The sequence below is a fragment of the Caldifermentibacillus hisashii genome, from assembly GCF_039654145.1.
In the GTDB taxonomy this organism is placed as follows: Bacteria; Bacillota; Bacilli; order Bacillales; family Caldibacillaceae; genus Caldifermentibacillus; species Caldifermentibacillus hisashii.
Genome location: NZ_CP155467.1, coordinates 1,157,030 through 1,175,151, shown reverse-complemented (window position 1 = coordinate 1,175,151; position 18,122 = coordinate 1,157,030). Strand labels below are relative to the sequence as shown.

Here is an 18,122-nt window from a genome sequence, read left to right as displayed (position 1 = left end):
ACCCCCAAGATGCACAAATTGCACAATGCTCATTTATATTCTCTCTAATTTAGAGAATAATTATGTTTTGTAAATGAGCTATTAAGTGAATGTAAAGGTTTTGTAAATTTTATTAATAGATTTGTTTGGAGTGAACAGCTATCGGCAATAATATCCCCGGAACTGTCCGGATCGATAAAGTATTTTAAATTATGTCTTGATGATTAGTTACCCAAGAAAATCCCCTGATAATATCACACAAGATTTGGAAGAACAGAATGTCTAACAAAACAGCTCTATGGAACATTTCGAGTGGAAAAATATGTAAAAATGCCCCATAGAACGGCTCTATGGAACAAAATTAGAAGAAATACAAATCGAAATGTCCCATAGGATTGACCGAATCACATTCTATGGGACAAAATCGTCGGAAATTGGGGCTGAACTGTCTCATAGAACGGCTCTATGGAACAAATTTGCTATTCAAATTAGATGATTTTGGTATGTACTGATTATTTTTAATTCAGGTCGTTAAACTATCCTTATAAGTCAATCATTTATGTTCTTTATAACTTTTAAAGAAAAATTGAAAACAGTCATATAAAGTTTCACCTATATAATCAGGTAATCCGGCTGTATAGGAATTCATATAAATTGCTTGGTTTTCTATCCCTTTTTGTTCCGGATTCGGAATTGTTAAACTGCGAATATCGTCCAATATCGCCACACTGGCCCAATATTTTTCCGGATTGGCCTTCCGCATATAAGCAAACCGGCCACACTCGGCACTAAGTCCGCTATCTTCCGGAATAGTAAAATGACTAAACATAAATTGGCATTGTTCTAGTTGCTGATTATCACCGTCTGCAATCATCTCATTCGTAATTAAATGATCTGCATCTTTTTTGTTAATCTCATCATTATGTTGCGGCAAATAATAATCTAAGTGAACCGCTTCACACAAATCTGCCAGCAATTCTAATCCTAGTCGGCCAAAATCATTAAACATCTGACCGCTGCCAAGATACACCTTTGCTTCATGGTGGAAATCAAAATCGTTAACTAAATCTTTAATACGGTGCTTTTCCATAAATTGAGAGAGCATTTGTTGAAAATGACTGAGTTGAATCGACTTTGTCTTCATGGAACTTCTCCTTTTCTTCCTGCATTATGTAAAAATCAAAAGTCAATAAATATAGTAACACAATCATCTAGGAAAAAAGTAAATTTTATTTTATTATTCCTTTTTGTCTTTTTTATTTTCAAATGCTTCTTCAATAATAAAGAATACAATCACAACAACAATTTCAGTCATTAGTGGAATGGTTATCGATTCCATTACATCATCTACTGTATGGAGAGCAATCCAGGAAAAGAGACAGTCCAAAATCATCCGGGTAACAAATAATTTAAATTTGTTTGTTATATATGTTGATAGTAAACCAAAAAGCAGAATCGATAGGAAATCTAGAATAAGAGCGACTATAAAATATACAACTGCAAAAAGAATTAGTGACTGAATCGATTCATAATGAACGCCAAAGATGTGAAATAGTCCGGCAAAGCCAAAAAAGAAAATTCCAATTATAAAGGAAAGTGCCAAGACTACAAGAAGGATCAATGATACAATAACTAAAATCTTTTCAAAAGGCTTCAAATCAGAAAAAGAGTCGTTTTCTTTATGTTTATTCATTTATACTATCCCTTCTGTTGTCGTATTATCGTTCTTCACATTGTTCTTCCAAATCGTCTGATCGTTCGTTTAAAACTCGGTCCGCACAATATAATATAACCTTATTAGTTGATATTTTTTAAGGAAAAATACGGTTCATCGGAAGCTAACCAATTTAAAAGTTTTAAATAATTTTATCCTCTCCCTTTATAAAAGTCATTGTTTATGTATATATAACGAAAATACGGATTAAATGTAAGCTGGTTTCACTTTTCCCATAAATTTGTTTAACCGTTAAGGTAGAATAAAAACTTTAAATAACAGTAGAAGGTGTGAATTGCTTGATTATCGGGCGATTTCATATTAGTCAGGCAAGTGTTCGTTTTCATTGGGAACATAAGCCAGAGAGGGACAAATAATTTCTCTAAAATTTGCTTTGATTGAGTTTTCATTTATATGCAAATTCACCTTCCTTTAAAAAGTAATGCATTTCCCTTACAATTGAACTGGAAAGATTTTTCAAAAATGCAAGATGGGGGAAAAATATATGGACAAGCATGAATATATGGCTTTGGACGGGATTGGTCTTGCCCAATTGGTGAAACGAAAGGAAGTATCACCTAAAGAATTAGTTGAAGCCGCCTTTAAACGGTTAGAGGAAGTTAATCCAACGCTAAACGCGGTCATTCGTACACGGAAAGAAAAAGTATTTCAAGAAATAGCTGAACTCCGGATTGGCGAGCAAGAATTTGCCGGGGTTCCGATTGTGTTAAAAGATATATCTCAAGCTGTTAAAGGTGAGCCGTTAACATCCGGTTCCAAACTGTTTCTTGATAATATCGCCAAACGCGACTCCAATTTTGTTGCACGGCTCCGGAAAGCCGGGTTCCTTTTTATCGGTCATACAAACACGCCGGAATTTGGTTTAAAAAATATTACCGAACCGGAAGTCCACGGTCCAACACGGAATCCATGGAATACCGAATATTCTCCAGGAGGATCGAGTGGTGGTTCGGCTGCCAGTATCGCTTCAGGGATTGTTCCGATTGCCGGCGCAAGTGATGGCGGCGGTTCAATTCGGATTCCCGCTTCCTTTACAGGGCTATTCGGTTTAAAACCGACAAGGGGAAGAACTCCGGTTGGACCCGGTGTCGGCCGGCAATGGCAAGGGGCCTCGATTGATTTTGCCTTAACAAAATCTGTTCGAGATAGTGCCGCCCTTCTAGATCTTTTGCAAACAGTACAACCGGAAGCAGCCTACCAAACACCGTTATTCCCCGGCAAGTTTAAGGACGTTGTTGAAAAGCCGGAAAAGCGAAAATTCCGGATTGCGTTCACAACGGAGTCACCTGTTGGAACCCCTGTTAGTGAGGAGGCGCGTCTAGCCGTGTATAAAACTATCAAATGGCTGGAAGAACAAGGTCATGAAGTAGAAGAAAAAGCAAATAATGTTGATGGAATCCGCTTAATAAAAAATTATTACATCATGAATTGTGGTGAAATGGCCGGAATGGTAGCGTCAATCAAGGAGGCACTCGGAAGGCCAATTACTGCGGGGGATATGGAAATTGTTGCCTGGGTTTTGACCGTCGCAGGAAAATCGGTGACTGCAGCTGATTATACTAGAAGCCTTGATGAATGGGATGTGGCCGCAGCACAAATGGCTGAGTTTCATCGTACATATGATCTTTATTTAACCCCCGCCACAGCAAGCGCAGCACCGAAAGTAGGCGAACTCACCCAGACAGAAAAAGAAATTGCCGAACTAATGAAAGTTGGTGAGCTGACTAAGGTCGAACAGCAAAAACTTGTCTATGATATGTTCGAAGCCAGTCTTACTTACACCCCATTCACTCAACTGGCGAATCTAACCGGACAACCGGCAATTAGTGTTCCGGTTCATTTAACTGCTGCCGGACTTCCCCTCGGTGTCCAGTTCATGGCGCCAAAAGGAAAAGAAGACTGGCTCCTACAACTTGCCGCACAAATAGAACAGTCTGAACTATGGATAGGGATGAAAGGGAATCCGTTGCTTTGAAACACCCCGGGGAGGGTCTCTACTTCAAATTTGGATGACAGACCCTCCAAATCTTTTAGTTAAGTGAACTAGCTTTTATCAACCTTATATTTTCCACAAATAAATACATGATTACACACGGACATTTTTCAACTTCAAGCCTATCGCCCATCTCCACCCAAAAACGAGGGCCACCGCCAAGACAATCATATATAAATATATTCCAAACGGAAGATATAAGCTTAAATAATGCAAACCAAAGAACGGTAAAATGATGAGCATGAGGCCAAAAATATACCAAGAATCACTTTCTTTCGCTGCCTCAAATGGTTCTGAAAACGGCATGGTAATTTTTCTGAACAAAAAGCAAATTAAGGTGTACAGACACGATGTTAAAAAGACAATGACCAAATCCGGTATAATACGAACGCCAAATATAGCGGCAAAAATCACGCTTAACAGGACATAGATAGGAACGTACAACCTGACCAGAAACGCCTTTAATGTCCCGCTAATGATCATTTCCATATTTTGAACTGGAATCACTTGAAAAATCCAGGCTCCTTTATATTTGCCGGAAAAACTTAGCATTAGTACAACAGACGGAATGACAATCATCGCAAAATAGATGGAAAGATACAAGTTGCTTGCAGCTGTTTCGGCAAAAGGTTGCGAGGCGATTTGGTTAAAAAATAGGATAAATGGAATAACAATTGAAAACCCAAGCGATGGGTAGACTCTTAACTTAAAATCGCGTTCCGTTTTCATCATGATGCCGGCAAAGCAAAAAGACGCGCGTTCCGTTTGGTCTCGGCAAATCAGTTTCAGCAAACTTTCTCCAATTTTCCCTCGTTTCTTTTCTTTTTGCGCTTGAAGTGCTGACAGTTTTTCCAAGCTTTTTTCAAATGAAGGTATCAACCGAAGATAAAGGAGAAAGGAAGCAATTGGGATCAGTACAGCAAAAACACTGAGAACAACCATTGTCGGACTGAACACGTGATTTAAAAACATTTCATAAGGTGCTGCAAACCAGATTGGCGGAATAAAAAGATGCCACCATTTTGGAATAAAAACAATATCAAGATTAACAAGCTCAAATGAACGCACAACAACTTGATAGCCAACCATAATCGAGAGCGAAAGTATTATTTGTACATAGTTAATTATATCCTTTAGTTTCTCACCGTCGAAAAACTTTAAAATTGCCATATAGATCAGCGCCGTGATGACAACAATAAACATATTTAGTAAAATTAATTCAATAACAGTAATAAGGAAAAAGATCGCGCCGTGCCGAAATAAACCGGCCAGCACCGGAATCCCGACAAGTGCAGCAGTTAATAACAGCAAATAAAACATAACATGAACATTTTTCGCCATATTAATTGTTTTTCGGTCAATTGGTCTTGTATATAAAATATTTTTATCGCGAATATCCAAAAGCACCGTTGAAAAATCCGATACCATCGTCGTCATCACCATAAACATGATGATCCCAAAAATCAAACTCATTTGAAATAAATAATTCCCGCCTAAAAAAATAATCGGCAGCAAAAATAAACTCATCAATAAGTAGACCCATAACGATTTGATGAATCCATTGCTTTCTTTTTTCACGGTCCCGTCTTTTTTCTTATTTTGGTTGAAGATCGTTGGGACTCTACGCTCATCCATAATCATCTTCACTTGTAAAATTTTCCTCATTACCGAATAATTAACACCCATGCGGTCAAAAAACCATTGCAACTTGTCCAACACTTTTAATCTTTTAAAATCTCTCGTCTCCATTATTACACCTCTTGAACGAGCGAAACGAATCTTCTTCCAATTTCTTCATGGTTATGAAACCCGGTTAATTGATTGAAAATTTCTTCCAGTGTTCCGCCCTGTTTCTTTTGTAACTCGGCAAAAGATCCATCTGCAACAATCTGTCCGTCATTCAACAAAACAATACGACTGCTGATTTTTTCAACGACATCCATAATATGAGATGAATAAAAAATCGTTTTTCCCTGTGCAGCCAGTTCAGCCAATATTTCCTTAAAGACCATGACACTATTCGCATCTAACCCGTTAATCGGTTCATCCAGAAAAAGCAGCTCCGGATTATGAAGAAGGCTTGAAATAATCAGCAGCTTTTGCCTCATCCCTTTTGAGTAGGAAGCAATTCTCGTATGAAAAACCTCGCCAATGCCAAACAGATCCATTAATCCTTTGGCCTTATATTCGACTAAGTCATGGTTTAGCCCATATAGCTCGCCAACAAATGTTAAATACTCATAACCTGTTAAATTATCATAAACATCGGCCATCTCGGGTACATACCCAATTTTTTTCTTATAGCTAATATCACCATTAGAAATATCACGGCCAAATATTTTTATTTCCCCGGAATAATCCCCTTCCAAACCGAGCAAAATCTTGACCGTCGTACTCTTCCCCGCACCGTTTGGACCGATATATCCGATAATTTGCCCACGGTAAACGTCCAGATCCACCCCTTTCAAAACTTCCTTCTCTCCAAAATTTTTACGCAAATTACGAATTGATAAGACTTCCTCACTCATGAATATCACCTGCTTTTCTTAACTTTATAATTATTTTCGGGATAAGGAAAATAGGCCTTGTCCGTTTATTTTTCATATTATTTGTCGATTTCCTCCGATTAACATATAATTTTGGAAAGCCCTCCTTGTGGCAAAGGAAGCGGAATTTGAAAATTTACATGGCCTCCCTATAATTGGAAACCTCATGAGTTTGAAATCTCCTTACTTATTTCCTGTATAAAACATATCCTTTAGTTTATTTTGGATTAGTACTCTAATCATAACATTGGATTAGTACTCTAATCATAACAAATAATCAGTGTTTATGCGGCTTTTTTATTGCTATTTTTATTTTTAACCACAAATATTTTTAGGTACGAAACTAAGAGTATATTATAATAAATATATCTAGTTTTTTATGAGGAGATTTATTATGAAAAAGAAAATTAAAGTAGTTGCAGGCGTTATAGAAAATGACCAAGGTGAGATTCTTTGTGCATTAAGGTCACCGAAAATGTCAATTTCAAATCATTGGGAATTTCCCGGTGGCAAGGTCGAAGCGGATGAGGATGTTTTTACGGCACTAAAGCGAGAAATAGAAGAAGAATTTAAATGTAAAATTGAGACTTTTGATATTCATAATGAAAACATTCATGAATACGAAACTTTTATTATTCATTTAATTGCAATAAAGGCAAAAATTATTGAAGGAAATCCTGTACCAGTTGAACATTCAAAATTCATTTGGCTAAAAAAGGAAAATCTAAATTCACTTGTTTGGGCACCCGCAGATATCCCAGCAGTAAAATTATTAATGAATGAAAAGTAGTCTTCTCAAATACGAGAAGACTATACCATTTGTGTAAATTCAGTATATAGATTGGCAGGAATTTCATGCTCCAGTTCAAGTTTTACTGTAATTGGCTTTTCTCCTTCATAATGAACCGTATTCCCCTTACCAATGTAAATATACGGTTCTGTTTTTCCATCTATTTCCCGATATTTCCGAGCAAATAAATGAAGATGGATACCCCGCACTTGATTGAAAATAATACTTTGCCCTCTTTCAGAAGATTGTGCCGTGCTATTTGGGGTTTGCCATTGAAAATACCGCCTATCAATAAATTTATCTTTGTAATTAATACTTTCTTTAATATTAGCTTCTTTATGCAAATCAATAAAAAGAAAATATTCATTTCCATTTGTTAAGAGACCGGATCCTCTAAACGAACTGTATACTTTGCGATAATTTGATAAAAGGGCGACATCCATCATTTGATATTGTTCATATAATTTGAAATGAGGTACACCATAATAATCCCGTTTGAATTCCTTCTCATATCTAAATATGCCATAATGAATGACATCTTTTATATATTTACGATATTGGTCATGTTGAAGGACAAGATAAAACATTTCTGTTCTTGACACTTTACCATTTTTAATTTCAAGAAGTTTGGCACCCCGATTAATTTGTCCTCTATCACAATAATCCTGGTTCAACACTTCAAAAGCATGGCGAATACTATCGTCATCAACCTTTTCAACGTGTTTTAAAATCTCGCTTTTTGCCTCTTTCATCGTAATTTCATGTTGCTCAAGCAAAATTTTAAGAATAACAAACTCATAGATTCGCTTTAAAGGTAGTCTTGCTGACAAATCTTTTAAAGTTCTTTCAAAGGCATCATTCAGTAATAATTTTTTGATTCCTTCTTTCTTCTCAGTTTTTGCAAGGAAGTGTAAATAGGTCTTTTCTCGATTAATAAATTTTACTGGATCGGGTGCGCCATCATATTTTAAATAATCCATTAAAAGATAAGGAATTTTCCTTTGATTCATTTTTTTAAATTCAAAATACTCCTCACGTAAATATTTTAATGAATTAAAATTTTCCCGATCAATTTGTTCGAGAATGCGTTCTTTCGATATTTCATCCATTTGAATATGAGTTGCACCCGGCATATTGGCAAATCCTGTAGACACTGCCACTTTTAAGCTTTCTTTATCGTAATAACGACTTCCATTCAAAGCTATTGCAATTAAGAAAACCTTTGAGTGATTGCCAATAAAATCAAGAACCGTCAAAAATGACTTACTTTCATGCTTTCTTAATCCCCTACCTAACTGCTGAATAAAAACAATAGGAGAACTTGTCGGCCGTAACATGAGGACGGTATTAATTGAGGGAATGTCCACTCCTTCGTTAAAAATATCTACAGAAAAAATAACTTGAAGTTCATCCTTATCATCTTCTAATCGATTAATAAAATAAGTTCTTTCATCAGGGGAATGTTCACCATGTAAATAGACACTAGGATAACCTCGCTTAGTAAACTCATCAGCCATATACTTTGCATGTTCGATACTTGCGCAAAACCCTAAACATTTTCGTTTGTCCCCATCATGACTATAAAAATTCATTCTTTCAATAATGAAATCTACCCGTTTATTTACATTTAACCGCTTTGTTATTTCGGCAATATCGTCAATATCCACATCACTTAAATCTATCCCCTCAATATCTGTAATTCCAAAATAATGGAAAGGGATAATTAAATTTTCTTCTAAAGCCTCATGTAATCGAACTTCAATAGCCACATTATTATTAAATAGTTCAAACACATTCATATTGTCACTACGTTCAGGTGTTGCGGTCATCCCTAGCATAAATTTTGGGATGAAATAATTCATAACAATTTGATAACTGGGACTTGTTGTGTGATGAGCCTCATCGTAAATAATATATTCGAACTCTTCTTTTCCAAATTCGTGATAACATCTAGAAAGAGTTTGAATCGTTGAAAAAATATAATCAGCATTCTTGTCTTTTGTATTTCCTGTTAACAATCCAAAAGTAATATTTTCATTGGGTAATAAAAATTTGAATGTCTCCAGCGCTTTCTTTAAAATTTCTTCCCTATGAACGACAAATAGTAGTTTTTTAGGCTTATAATTTTTCACATCAAAAGCTGACATATATGTTTTTCCTGTTCCAGTCGCAGCAATAACCAACGCTTTCGATTCTCCATAATTTCTCAATCGCTCAAGGCTTTCAATCGCCCTTTTTTGCATTCGATTGGGAACAATATAATTTCTTTCAAATGTTAATTGAGACATTGGCCTTGACTTGTTTATTGTCTTTAGGAAGTTTTGATATTCGTTTAAAAATTCATCAGTTGCTTCTTCACTTATTTTCCACAAATAGTTATATTCTTTTAAAACTTCTTTTATAAAATTCGATTCATTTTTGGAGACAATTTCAACATTCCACTCAATATTACTTTTTAATGCACTTTGCGTAATATTTGCGGATCCAATGATTATTTTAAATGTATCTTGATATTCAAAAATGTAAACTTTTGTATGAAACCCTTTTTCATCAAAATTATGAAATACCTTTAAGTCTATATTATTAAAGGTACGAATTTTCTCTAGCGCCTTGACCTCGGTGAAATTTAAATATGTAGAAGTAATTATTTTTCCTTTTATCTCTCTATACTCCGCTTCTTTTAAGGAATCTAAAAGTAACTGAAGACCACTGAAATTAATAAAGGCCACACTAAAATAGAAAGATTCACACTCATTTAATGATTTGATTAATTCATTTAGTAAATTGCCATTATTAGAATTTACAATTAACCGTTTATCTGTTTCCATTTTAAAACCCCTACAAAGTTATTCAATTATTTTTATTTGATCATCATTTACATTTCCCAATAAATCACAATAAACAATTGTTATATATAATATTAGTGTAATCACTTTCTTGTTGTCGTTCCATACTTTTTTCCAAACATCTGTTACTTCCATTATAATTGAATTTGGCAAATACTAAAGCCATATTTCATTATTCATTTATGAAAACTTAAGCAAAATTTCATAATTTATATATATTTTGACTCACAGATGCAATATTTTGTTCAAATGAAACAGATTAAAATTATATTTAAGAAGCTATGGTGTAAATATTTACATAAACAGAAATTAATTGAAACATTTGTTTGGTTATGATATAATATTTTTGAAAATTCGAATCACGATTATGTTAATATTATACTCTGTAGCGTTTATGTAAAGTTGCCAAAAGAAAAAGAAAGACGGATTAACGATTTAAAAATGCTGTTTGAAGGAATTATCATTGGAGGCGGTTCAATATCGCAGGGAAATTTTAAGTCTATTAAAATCATTTACTGATGAAGATTTCATGAAAGCACATGAAGATGCAGACGGAAATCTATTTACTATACATCAATATGTTAACGATTTTATTTGGCATGATCAACATCATATTGGACAGATGAAAAATTTTATGAGCAATTAGTATACGGCGGTGCCTGACTGGAGCAGGCAAATGATTAAGGTGATTAGTAAATTTTACATAGTGGGAATCTCAATATCGAAGGGGAATCGAATTGCATAAAAAAAAGAGGTTTTTGAACCGTTTTACTCATCACCCGCGATCCACTTATTTGATTGCTGTGGTGATTACCATCTTATTAGGGCTAGCATCGAGGAAGTACAGTCAGTTGCTCCCATTATTTATTGCAGAAAATGCCGGGGATACAATTTGGGCTGGAATGGTGTATTTCGGTTTTCGGTTCCTATTCGTGGGGAAGAGCCGGTTAACAGCTATTATTCTTAGTTTTTTGTTTAGCTATACTATCGAATTTAGTCAACTGTATCAAGCAGTTTGGGTTAATCAGATTCGGGGGACTGTACTGGGCTCATTAATTTTAGGGAAAGGATTTCTTGTTGTGGATTTGTTTCGATATACGGTAGGGATCATTACTGCAGCTCTTGTAGATAGGGTCTGTCTCAACTGTTTACATGTACGAAGTGGCTAAGGAACTTTGATGAGCGCAGAAGTTATAAATTCGGTCTTCCTCAACTATTTACATGTACGAAGGGACAGACACCTTTAGCCGGGTCTAGCTTGTACCGTGGGTCAGACCCGTTCCCAAAATCGCCTCTCTGCAATGACAGCAATAAATTCATCTTTAAAGTTCGGATTATTTTTAGCAAATACAACGCCCAATAAATTATTTTCTCCCGATACCGGAAGATATTTCTCAGCATTCGTTGCAACTCCGATTGGTTTATAATGTTTATATACTTCTATGGAAAAATTCATCATCTCTTGGTTGAATTTCTTTTCTCGTTTCGAACTTCCTCCAACAACATAAAGTGCATCATATAAATTCGGGTTTGTTGTTAAAAAAGTTTGGCTGACAGTGATTTTTGTTCCGTCAACTCCAGTTATTGTTCCCAGCTTTTCACTAATAAAATCTATAAAGATGCCGTGTTTCTTGAGTGCATGAATGATATCCCCTACTTCTTCATCGTCAAAATTATGACCTATCAAAATGCCAACTCTTAACGTTATTGGATATTTCGTTGCATTTGCTATACTTAAGGATGGGAAATGAGATGTGACTGAAACTTGGTTAACTCCGCTTGGCGGCTCGATTCCTACATAATCAGCTATCATGGTGGCCATTCCTGCATCCACATGGCTAAGCATTTGTATAGCTTTCTCACGAATTGAGTGACTTTGAACTTTACTGAGTTGAAAACAAAGTGCTTGAACCAAATGTTGTTTTTCAATAAACGATAAACTATTCCAGAAAATTTTTGGCTGAGAAAAGTAATCTTTAAATGAATCAGGGACAGCTTTAACTTTATAGCCCTCGACCTTCTCCGGATAATGCGTATAGCCGCCTTCGCTTGGATGAGATGGAACTGGAAAATTATTGGCCAGAGAATTTTTCTGGTAGTTTACTCTGTCAACAGAAATGAATTGGTTCATATATCCCCCTTGCATATAATTATGAACCGGGCAAACCGAACGATTAATCGGGATTTCATTAAAGTTTGGGCTACCCAGTCGATGCATTTGTGTGTCCCTATAGGCAAATAATCTTCCTTGTAAAATCGGATCATCTGAAAAATCTATTCCCGGAATGACATTGGCCGGATTAAATGCCACTTGTTCTACTTCTGAAAAATAATTATCTACATTCCGATTTAAAGTCATTTTACCAATAACGTCTACAGGGACAACCTCTTCCGGCCATAGCTTTGTCGGATCTAAAATATCGAAATCAAATTCAGCCGAACCCCCTTCTTCAAGTATCTGCACACCTAGTTCATATTCAGGGAATGCGCCGTATTCAATCGCATCCCACAAATCCCTGCGATGATAGTCGGGATCAATACCGGCAATGATTTGTGCTTCATCTAACAATAAAGAATGGACACCAAGGACAGGTTTCCATTGAAATCTGACATATGTTGATTTCCCACTTTCATTTACAAAACGAAATGTATTTATACTAAACCCCTGCATCATTCGCCAACTTCTTGGAGCCGTTCGATCTGACATTGCCCACATAACGAAATGAGTTGATTCCGGATTGTTCACAACAAAATCCCAAAAATTATCATGTGCAGAGGATGCTTGCGGGATATCATTATGGGGCTCTGGGTTCAGTGCATGAATCGCATCCGCAAACTTATAGGCATCGTGGAGTATGAAGACCGGTACCGAAAACATTAGTAAATCATAATTCCCATCTTCCGTATAAAACTTAGTTGAAAACCCACGTGGCCCTAGTGTTGTATCACTCGACCCTTTATTTCCTTGCAAATTTGAAAACCGGACAAAAACAGGCGTCCTTGCCCCACGTTCTTGAAGAAAACAAGCTTTTGTATATTGCTGCATTGATTTATAACATTCAAACTCGCCATGCGCCCCAAACCCTCTTGCCTGTACAACTCGCTCAGGTATCCTTTCATGGTCGAAATGCATTTGTTTTTCAAAGAAATGGATATCCTCCATTAAATTTGGACCACGAACTCCTGCTTTTAATGTATATTCATTGTTGGAGATCTTTACCCCTTCATTAGACGTTAGCCTCTTTCCTTTATTGGTAACACGGAACTGATTGAGTTGATCTGTTTTACGATTCCCACTCAACTTCTTGAAGTTCTTTGAATCACCCATGGAATCCCCCTCATATTAGTAAATTTCCATTCTCTAAGTATACGTATGCCAATAGGGAAGTCCAATATTCACTTCAGTCCCTCCATTACCACTCCGCAGTTCTCACTTATCAGCCCTTCAAAGATCGCTTCGATAAATACAATTACCGGGGCAAACAAACATATAAAGACCCGACTTCACAAAACAGAAGCCGGGATAAAACAGGTACATATCAGAGAGAGCAAATCCGATAGTACTTTTCTCAATGTTGTTCTCAAAAGATAATAACCAATAACCCTTCCATCCTTATCACACGAATACCTGACGTTGTTCTCAAAAGATATTTAACTATAAACCAATAACGCTACCCTAGCTTGGGTTGTCCTTTATTAATCGTATCCACCCTACATATCAAACAAACTCAACTGTTCTGTTTGACCGAGTCGCTCGATGACGACCGGGTCATGGTCTTGGAAGTATGCCCGGTGTAACCATTGCTCCTTCGTCATCACCTGTTTGTTATTATCGTTCGATTCCCTTAACCGGCAGCTGTAGATAATCGGGAAGTAATCTTGTAAAAATTTCCCTTCTGCATGGGCGGTCAACGTAATGATTTGGAAACCTAATTGTTCGGCGACAAAAAACACCGGACTTAATACGTGATCGCTTGAAGCTTTACCAAACGGGTTGTCCAATATAACGGCCCGATGAAGTTTCGTGTTGGGGCGATTTTGTTTTTTCTTTTCCGCTACATAATTTAAAATTCCTAAAAATAATGTCATATTTTTACTCCATTTTTCCCCGCCGGACCAGACATTACTTTGTTCCCATGAATACGATCTTGTCGTTACCTTGTTTTCATTCGTTACTTTTCGGCAGCTTACTTTCATTGCTTCATTCTTCATAACGTTTTGCAAGAGTTGCTTCGATTGTAGCCACATTTCGATATCTTTTCTTATTTTCATATCATCTTGACTGCCATCCGGTTTTATATAGCGTTCTGATTCTAATTGAGTTAGGATCCATTCGATATAATCTCTGATTCGTTTTTTTCCTTCCTCTTCTTCCCATTCCGGAATCGAGAACGAATAAATGGTTTTCCAGTCATCCCCTACTTTGACCTTTGTTTTTCTTGGAATTTCCCGCAGTTCTTCTACAATGGTTGTTAAATGCGTATGAATTTGGTTGATAAATGCCTGAAGAGCGGCATCTTCTTTGCGAATACTTTCGTTGGCATAATTTATTGCTATTTCAATTCGTTTGACCATGTTTCGCTGAAATTCGAGTAATTCGTCATACGTATCTTTAAAATCGACGCCGTTTTCCGCCATTTTTCGCATCTTAAAGTCGGAAATGGTTTGGCAAAACTGTCTGAACGTTTGTTTCCCGTTTCCGACATTTTTATTTTCCCCGTCAACATTTTCTCGGGCCGACTCCAGTTCACGGATTATCGATTGAACAGACGGTTTTCGGTGATAGGTAAACGCCATTTTCTCATCGGCATTTAAAGGAGTCGCTTCAATATTAGGTGCGTCAAAATGATGTTTTTCAATAAAACGATCCATTTCCCGTTCAGCTTCATTAATCGATTGTATTTCTTTTTGAATACGGCTCAGTTGCGTATCAATATATTGTTTCTTTTCGTCCAAATCCCGTTTTTCTTGTACTAAAAGGTCTTTTTCTTCATCGAGAGTGGCTTCAGTAAACTCGACTATTTCCACATCAGGATAATTCCGTTGAAACTGGTCAATCGTCAATTGCCATTTTCCTTTTTGCCCTTCTTTTGCCGCCAATTTTTCTGTTTTCATCTTGTCCAAACGTTTAACTTCTTTGGCTAATTGAACCATTAGCCGGCGTGTGTTTTCCATTAATTGTTCGCCATCACTCGGAAAAACTTGTTCTTCATTGAGTTGTGATTGCTCTTTCCGAAGTTCGTCCATATCTAATTGGACTCGGTTGATATTTTGAATGGCATTTTCCCGTCTTGCTTTCCATTCTCCGTAACTTTTACTGATTTTCTGCAATTTTAATTGAATCGTGTTCATTTTTTCTTGAATGGCCAGTTTACTTTCTCCGGTAAAAATCGGACTATAGGAACGCACAGCTTGATATTCATCAAGATTTTCATAGAATCTTAAACTAGACTCGAGATCCCTTTTTCGTTCTACCAGTGATTTTTCCCGCATTTGATAATCAGTCAACTGCCGGTTCCAACGGGTCATCTTTCTTTGAATATTTTCCAATTCATTCATTAGTTGTTTTTCCTTTTTCTTCGCCTCTTCTACTTCACGGACGTATTGAAAATATTCCATCGCCCTTTCCAAATTTCGTTCCAATCCCTGCATTTCTTCTTTGTATTCAGAAATCGTTTCAGCAAATTGTTTTCCTTTTTCTTGGCAGATCCCACCCTTTTCCTCTTCATTCTTGATTTTTCTTGACATTTCATCAATTTTTCGAATATGTTCGGAACGGGATTCATCTAATAGTTGGACTTTTTCAAACGGGTACATGGTAATAAATTGTTGGAAATCTCTTAAGCCTGTCTCCCATTTTTTCAGTTCTTGTTCTTTTGCTTCCCGAGTATCGGTTGCCGCTTTTGCCCGCTCCTTGATTTCTGTTTTCCAATGGTCAAAAGCCTCTTCGTTCATTCCTTTTTGCCAATGAAGCGGAATCACCCATGTATGAACGTCATCCGTCATGATATCAACTGTAGCTGCTTCTTCCAACGTCATTACTTGGATTGGAAAATGCAATTGTTCAGCTGACATCTGCAATTTTTCTTGTAAGGCCGGTTTCGATTTATTCGTTGTGATGAGTGTAAGTGACCATAGTGGATAGGAACACATTTTCTCGTATTCATGTTCATCAAGGGTTTGTAAGTACTCGACACCGGTAAGAAGATAGTCAAATTGGTTTTTCCACGATTTTATGTGAGAATCAATATAGGAATCGCTGAAAAACAGTTGCTGTTTACCGTAATCGTCTACCAATCGGTATGCAATCCGTTCTTTATATAGCAACTCTTTTTTCTCTTTTGATAAAATATCAATCGACTCCTCAAGTCGAGAGAAAATTGATTTTTCCAGATCATAAATTGACTCAAGAGACGACCACCCGGGGCGGAGAAGACTTAATTTTTCAATAAGTATTCGCTGTTCATAATCAATTCTTTCCCTGTCATTCTCAATGATGTTTAAAGAATTTTGCACTTGTTCCCGTTCTGTTTTCAGTTCATCAATACTTTTACTGATTTCTTTTTGCTCATGTTCCAATTGTTTTATTTCTCCAGTTAATCGGATGACTTCTTCATCTAAAAATTGATAACGGTCTTGCCAAAGTTTATATTCACTTTCCACCTTTTGTTGTTTCGGATTAGCAAGGAGCAATTGTTCCAGTTTTGCTAAATCCGTTTGACGTGTACGAATCTGATTTTCAATCGCAGCTGTTTCTTTTTGTTTTTCCGATTCGAGTTTCCCGGCTTCATCCAATTGTTTTTGAATCGCTTCGATTTGTTCCTGAATCGGGTTCAACTCGTATTGAACTTGAGAAATTTCTTTTTTAATCTCGTCCATTGTTTCAACAAAGTAGCCGAGCAATGACCGTTTTGCCTCCTCCAGCTGGATTTCAAGGTCCTCCAATTCTTCTGTTTGGTCCAGCTTTTCGATTTCTTTTTCAATCATGGTTAATTCGTCTTGATAGTTCTTTAACTCCAATTTTAGTTTGGCGAGTTTTAAAGAATAATAGTCCCTGTTAACATTGGCCAACTCCTCTTCCCTTTGGCTAAAATTGGCATAAACTTCTTCATATTCTTTTTCCAGCGCCGTAAATTTCGATTTTTCTATGGCGATTTGGTAGGAAGCTTTTTTAACTTGGTAATGATCATAAGCTGATTGCCACTCTGCTAATGTTTGCATCATTCCATGGTGTTCTTCATTCATATTGCTTTTTTGCATCTGGATTTCTTCCCAAATGCCTTTTGCTCGCTGCTTTGTCTTGTCGTATGCAAGTTTTGCTATATGAAGCTTTTCAAAGGTTGCCACATACTTTTCCAACTCAGCTTGAATGCGTTTATTTTCTTCAATCGTTTCCTTTAATTTTTTATATTGTTTTAAGCTTTCATGTCGCTTTTCAAACATATCGGCAAACATTTTCGGATCATGACCGGCAATCGAGTTTTCCACTGTTGGGATTAACAGCCGGTCGAATAATTGATTCGTACTTTTACAATCATCAAAGAAAGCTTCTACACCGCCTTCTGAGCTATTGATTTTAACAATGCTATCCCATTCTTCGGCAATAATATGGTACTGTTCTTCAATGAATTTTCGATATTCTTTAATTGTGGAGAAGGTTCTTGCTAAAAAATTTCTGTCCCGCATGCCGCTATAGTAATCTTGCATTTCTCCTTTTTCCGCCGGACGTTTTCCATTTTTCCCTTCCCTGACAAACGGCATTTCCAGTAACTTATTTGACTGTTTCGTGCCCCGACCAAAAATGAATTTAATAAGAAAAGCGTAGAGCGTCCGCTTAGCGACGTACAAACTGGAGCGCCCCGCAATGAGAACAGATTTGCTTCCCCGAATAGGCATCGCACGAAGAAAATGCGAATGCATTTTCGAGGACTTTGAATAATCTTCCTTGAATAAGCATCGCACGAAGAAAAAGCGAGTAGCTTTTTCTAAGGAAAAGGAAACACGGTGAGGGACGAGCCGATGTTGACTTATCGTAGTGAAGCTACTCCTAGAGTGAACTTCATGAGTAATCTTCCTTGATATACTTCATGAAGCTTTGCGACGAGCTGAACATCCGCTTCCTCGAATAGGCTATGGCGCAGGAGCACATTAAAGGGGAGCTAGTTTCTCAGTCGCTGGCGCTCGGAGCTAGACAATAAAACTAATCCCAAGTTATTTACTTTTATTTTTATAC

11 protein-coding genes are annotated in these 18,122 nt (G+C 36.7%); 4 read left to right on the top strand and 7 right to left on the bottom strand.

Annotation, left to right across the window (positions count from 1 at the left end; genetic code table 11):
* Positions 1–532: 532 nt before the first annotated feature.
* Positions 533–1,123, bottom strand: a complete 591-nt coding sequence (locus NSQ14_RS05475; protein WP_244810440.1) for a nucleoside 2-deoxyribosyltransferase — start codon at positions 1,121–1,123, stop codon at positions 533–535.
* A gap of 93 nt (positions 1,124–1,216) precedes the next feature.
* Positions 1,217–1,672 carry a YrvL family regulatory protein gene (locus NSQ14_RS05470; protein WP_041845966.1) on the bottom strand — a complete coding sequence of 152 codons (456 nt, stop codon included), beginning with the start codon at positions 1,670–1,672 and terminating at the stop codon, positions 1,217–1,219.
* A gap of 526 nt (positions 1,673–2,198) precedes the next feature.
* Here NSQ14_RS05470 and NSQ14_RS05465 point away from each other — a divergent pair.
* Entirely contained in the window at positions 2,199–3,689 is a 1,491-nt protein-coding gene (locus tag NSQ14_RS05465) for an amidase (RefSeq protein WP_346216967.1), read from the top strand.
* A 111-nt stretch (positions 3,690–3,800) separates the two neighbouring features.
* Here NSQ14_RS05465 and NSQ14_RS05460 read toward each other — a convergent pair whose 3' ends face one another.
* A complete protein-coding gene (locus tag NSQ14_RS05460; RefSeq protein WP_346216966.1) occupies positions 3,801–5,456 on the bottom strand; it encodes a hypothetical protein in 1,656 nt (551 codons plus the stop codon).
* Between the two features lie 2 nt (positions 5,457–5,458).
* Positions 5,459–6,235, bottom strand: a complete 777-nt coding sequence (locus NSQ14_RS05455; protein WP_095141388.1) for an ABC transporter ATP-binding protein — start codon at positions 6,233–6,235, stop codon at positions 5,459–5,461.
* A gap of 412 nt (positions 6,236–6,647) precedes the next feature.
* Here NSQ14_RS05455 and NSQ14_RS05450 point away from each other — a divergent pair, with 412 nt between their 5' ends.
* On the top strand, positions 6,648–7,043 hold the full coding sequence (locus NSQ14_RS05450) for a (deoxy)nucleoside triphosphate pyrophosphohydrolase (protein WP_034768884.1): 396 nt from the start codon (positions 6,648–6,650) through the stop codon (positions 7,041–7,043).
* Positions 7,044–7,063: 20 nt separating this feature from the next.
* Here NSQ14_RS05450 and NSQ14_RS05445 read toward each other — a convergent pair whose 3' ends face one another.
* Entirely contained in the window at positions 7,064–9,871 is a 2,808-nt protein-coding gene (locus tag NSQ14_RS05445; protein WP_346216965.1) for a DEAD/DEAH box helicase, read from the bottom strand.
* 481 nt (positions 9,872–10,352) lie between these two features.
* On the opposite strand from NSQ14_RS05445, the gene NSQ14_RS05440 reads away from it, so the two are divergent.
* Complete coding sequence (locus tag NSQ14_RS05440) at positions 10,353–10,535, top strand: DinB family protein (protein WP_095141386.1); 183 nt, start codon at positions 10,353–10,355, stop codon at positions 10,533–10,535.
* A 91-nt stretch (positions 10,536–10,626) separates the two neighbouring features.
* A complete protein-coding gene (locus tag NSQ14_RS05435) occupies positions 10,627–11,058 on the top strand; it encodes a DUF2809 domain-containing protein (RefSeq protein ID WP_340500182.1) in 432 nt (143 codons plus the stop codon).
* A gap of 101 nt (positions 11,059–11,159) precedes the next feature.
* Here the strand turns inward: NSQ14_RS05435 and NSQ14_RS05430 are convergent, their stop codons facing one another.
* Positions 11,160–13,217, bottom strand: coding sequence for a catalase (locus tag NSQ14_RS05430; RefSeq protein ID WP_346216964.1), 2,058 nt, complete (start codon positions 13,215–13,217; stop codon positions 11,160–11,162).
* Positions 13,218–13,600: 383 nt separating this feature from the next.
* Complete coding sequence (locus NSQ14_RS05425; protein ID WP_346216963.1) at positions 13,601–17,737, bottom strand: hypothetical protein; 4,137 nt, start codon at positions 17,735–17,737, stop codon at positions 13,601–13,603.
* Positions 17,738–18,122: the final 385 nt, after the last annotated feature.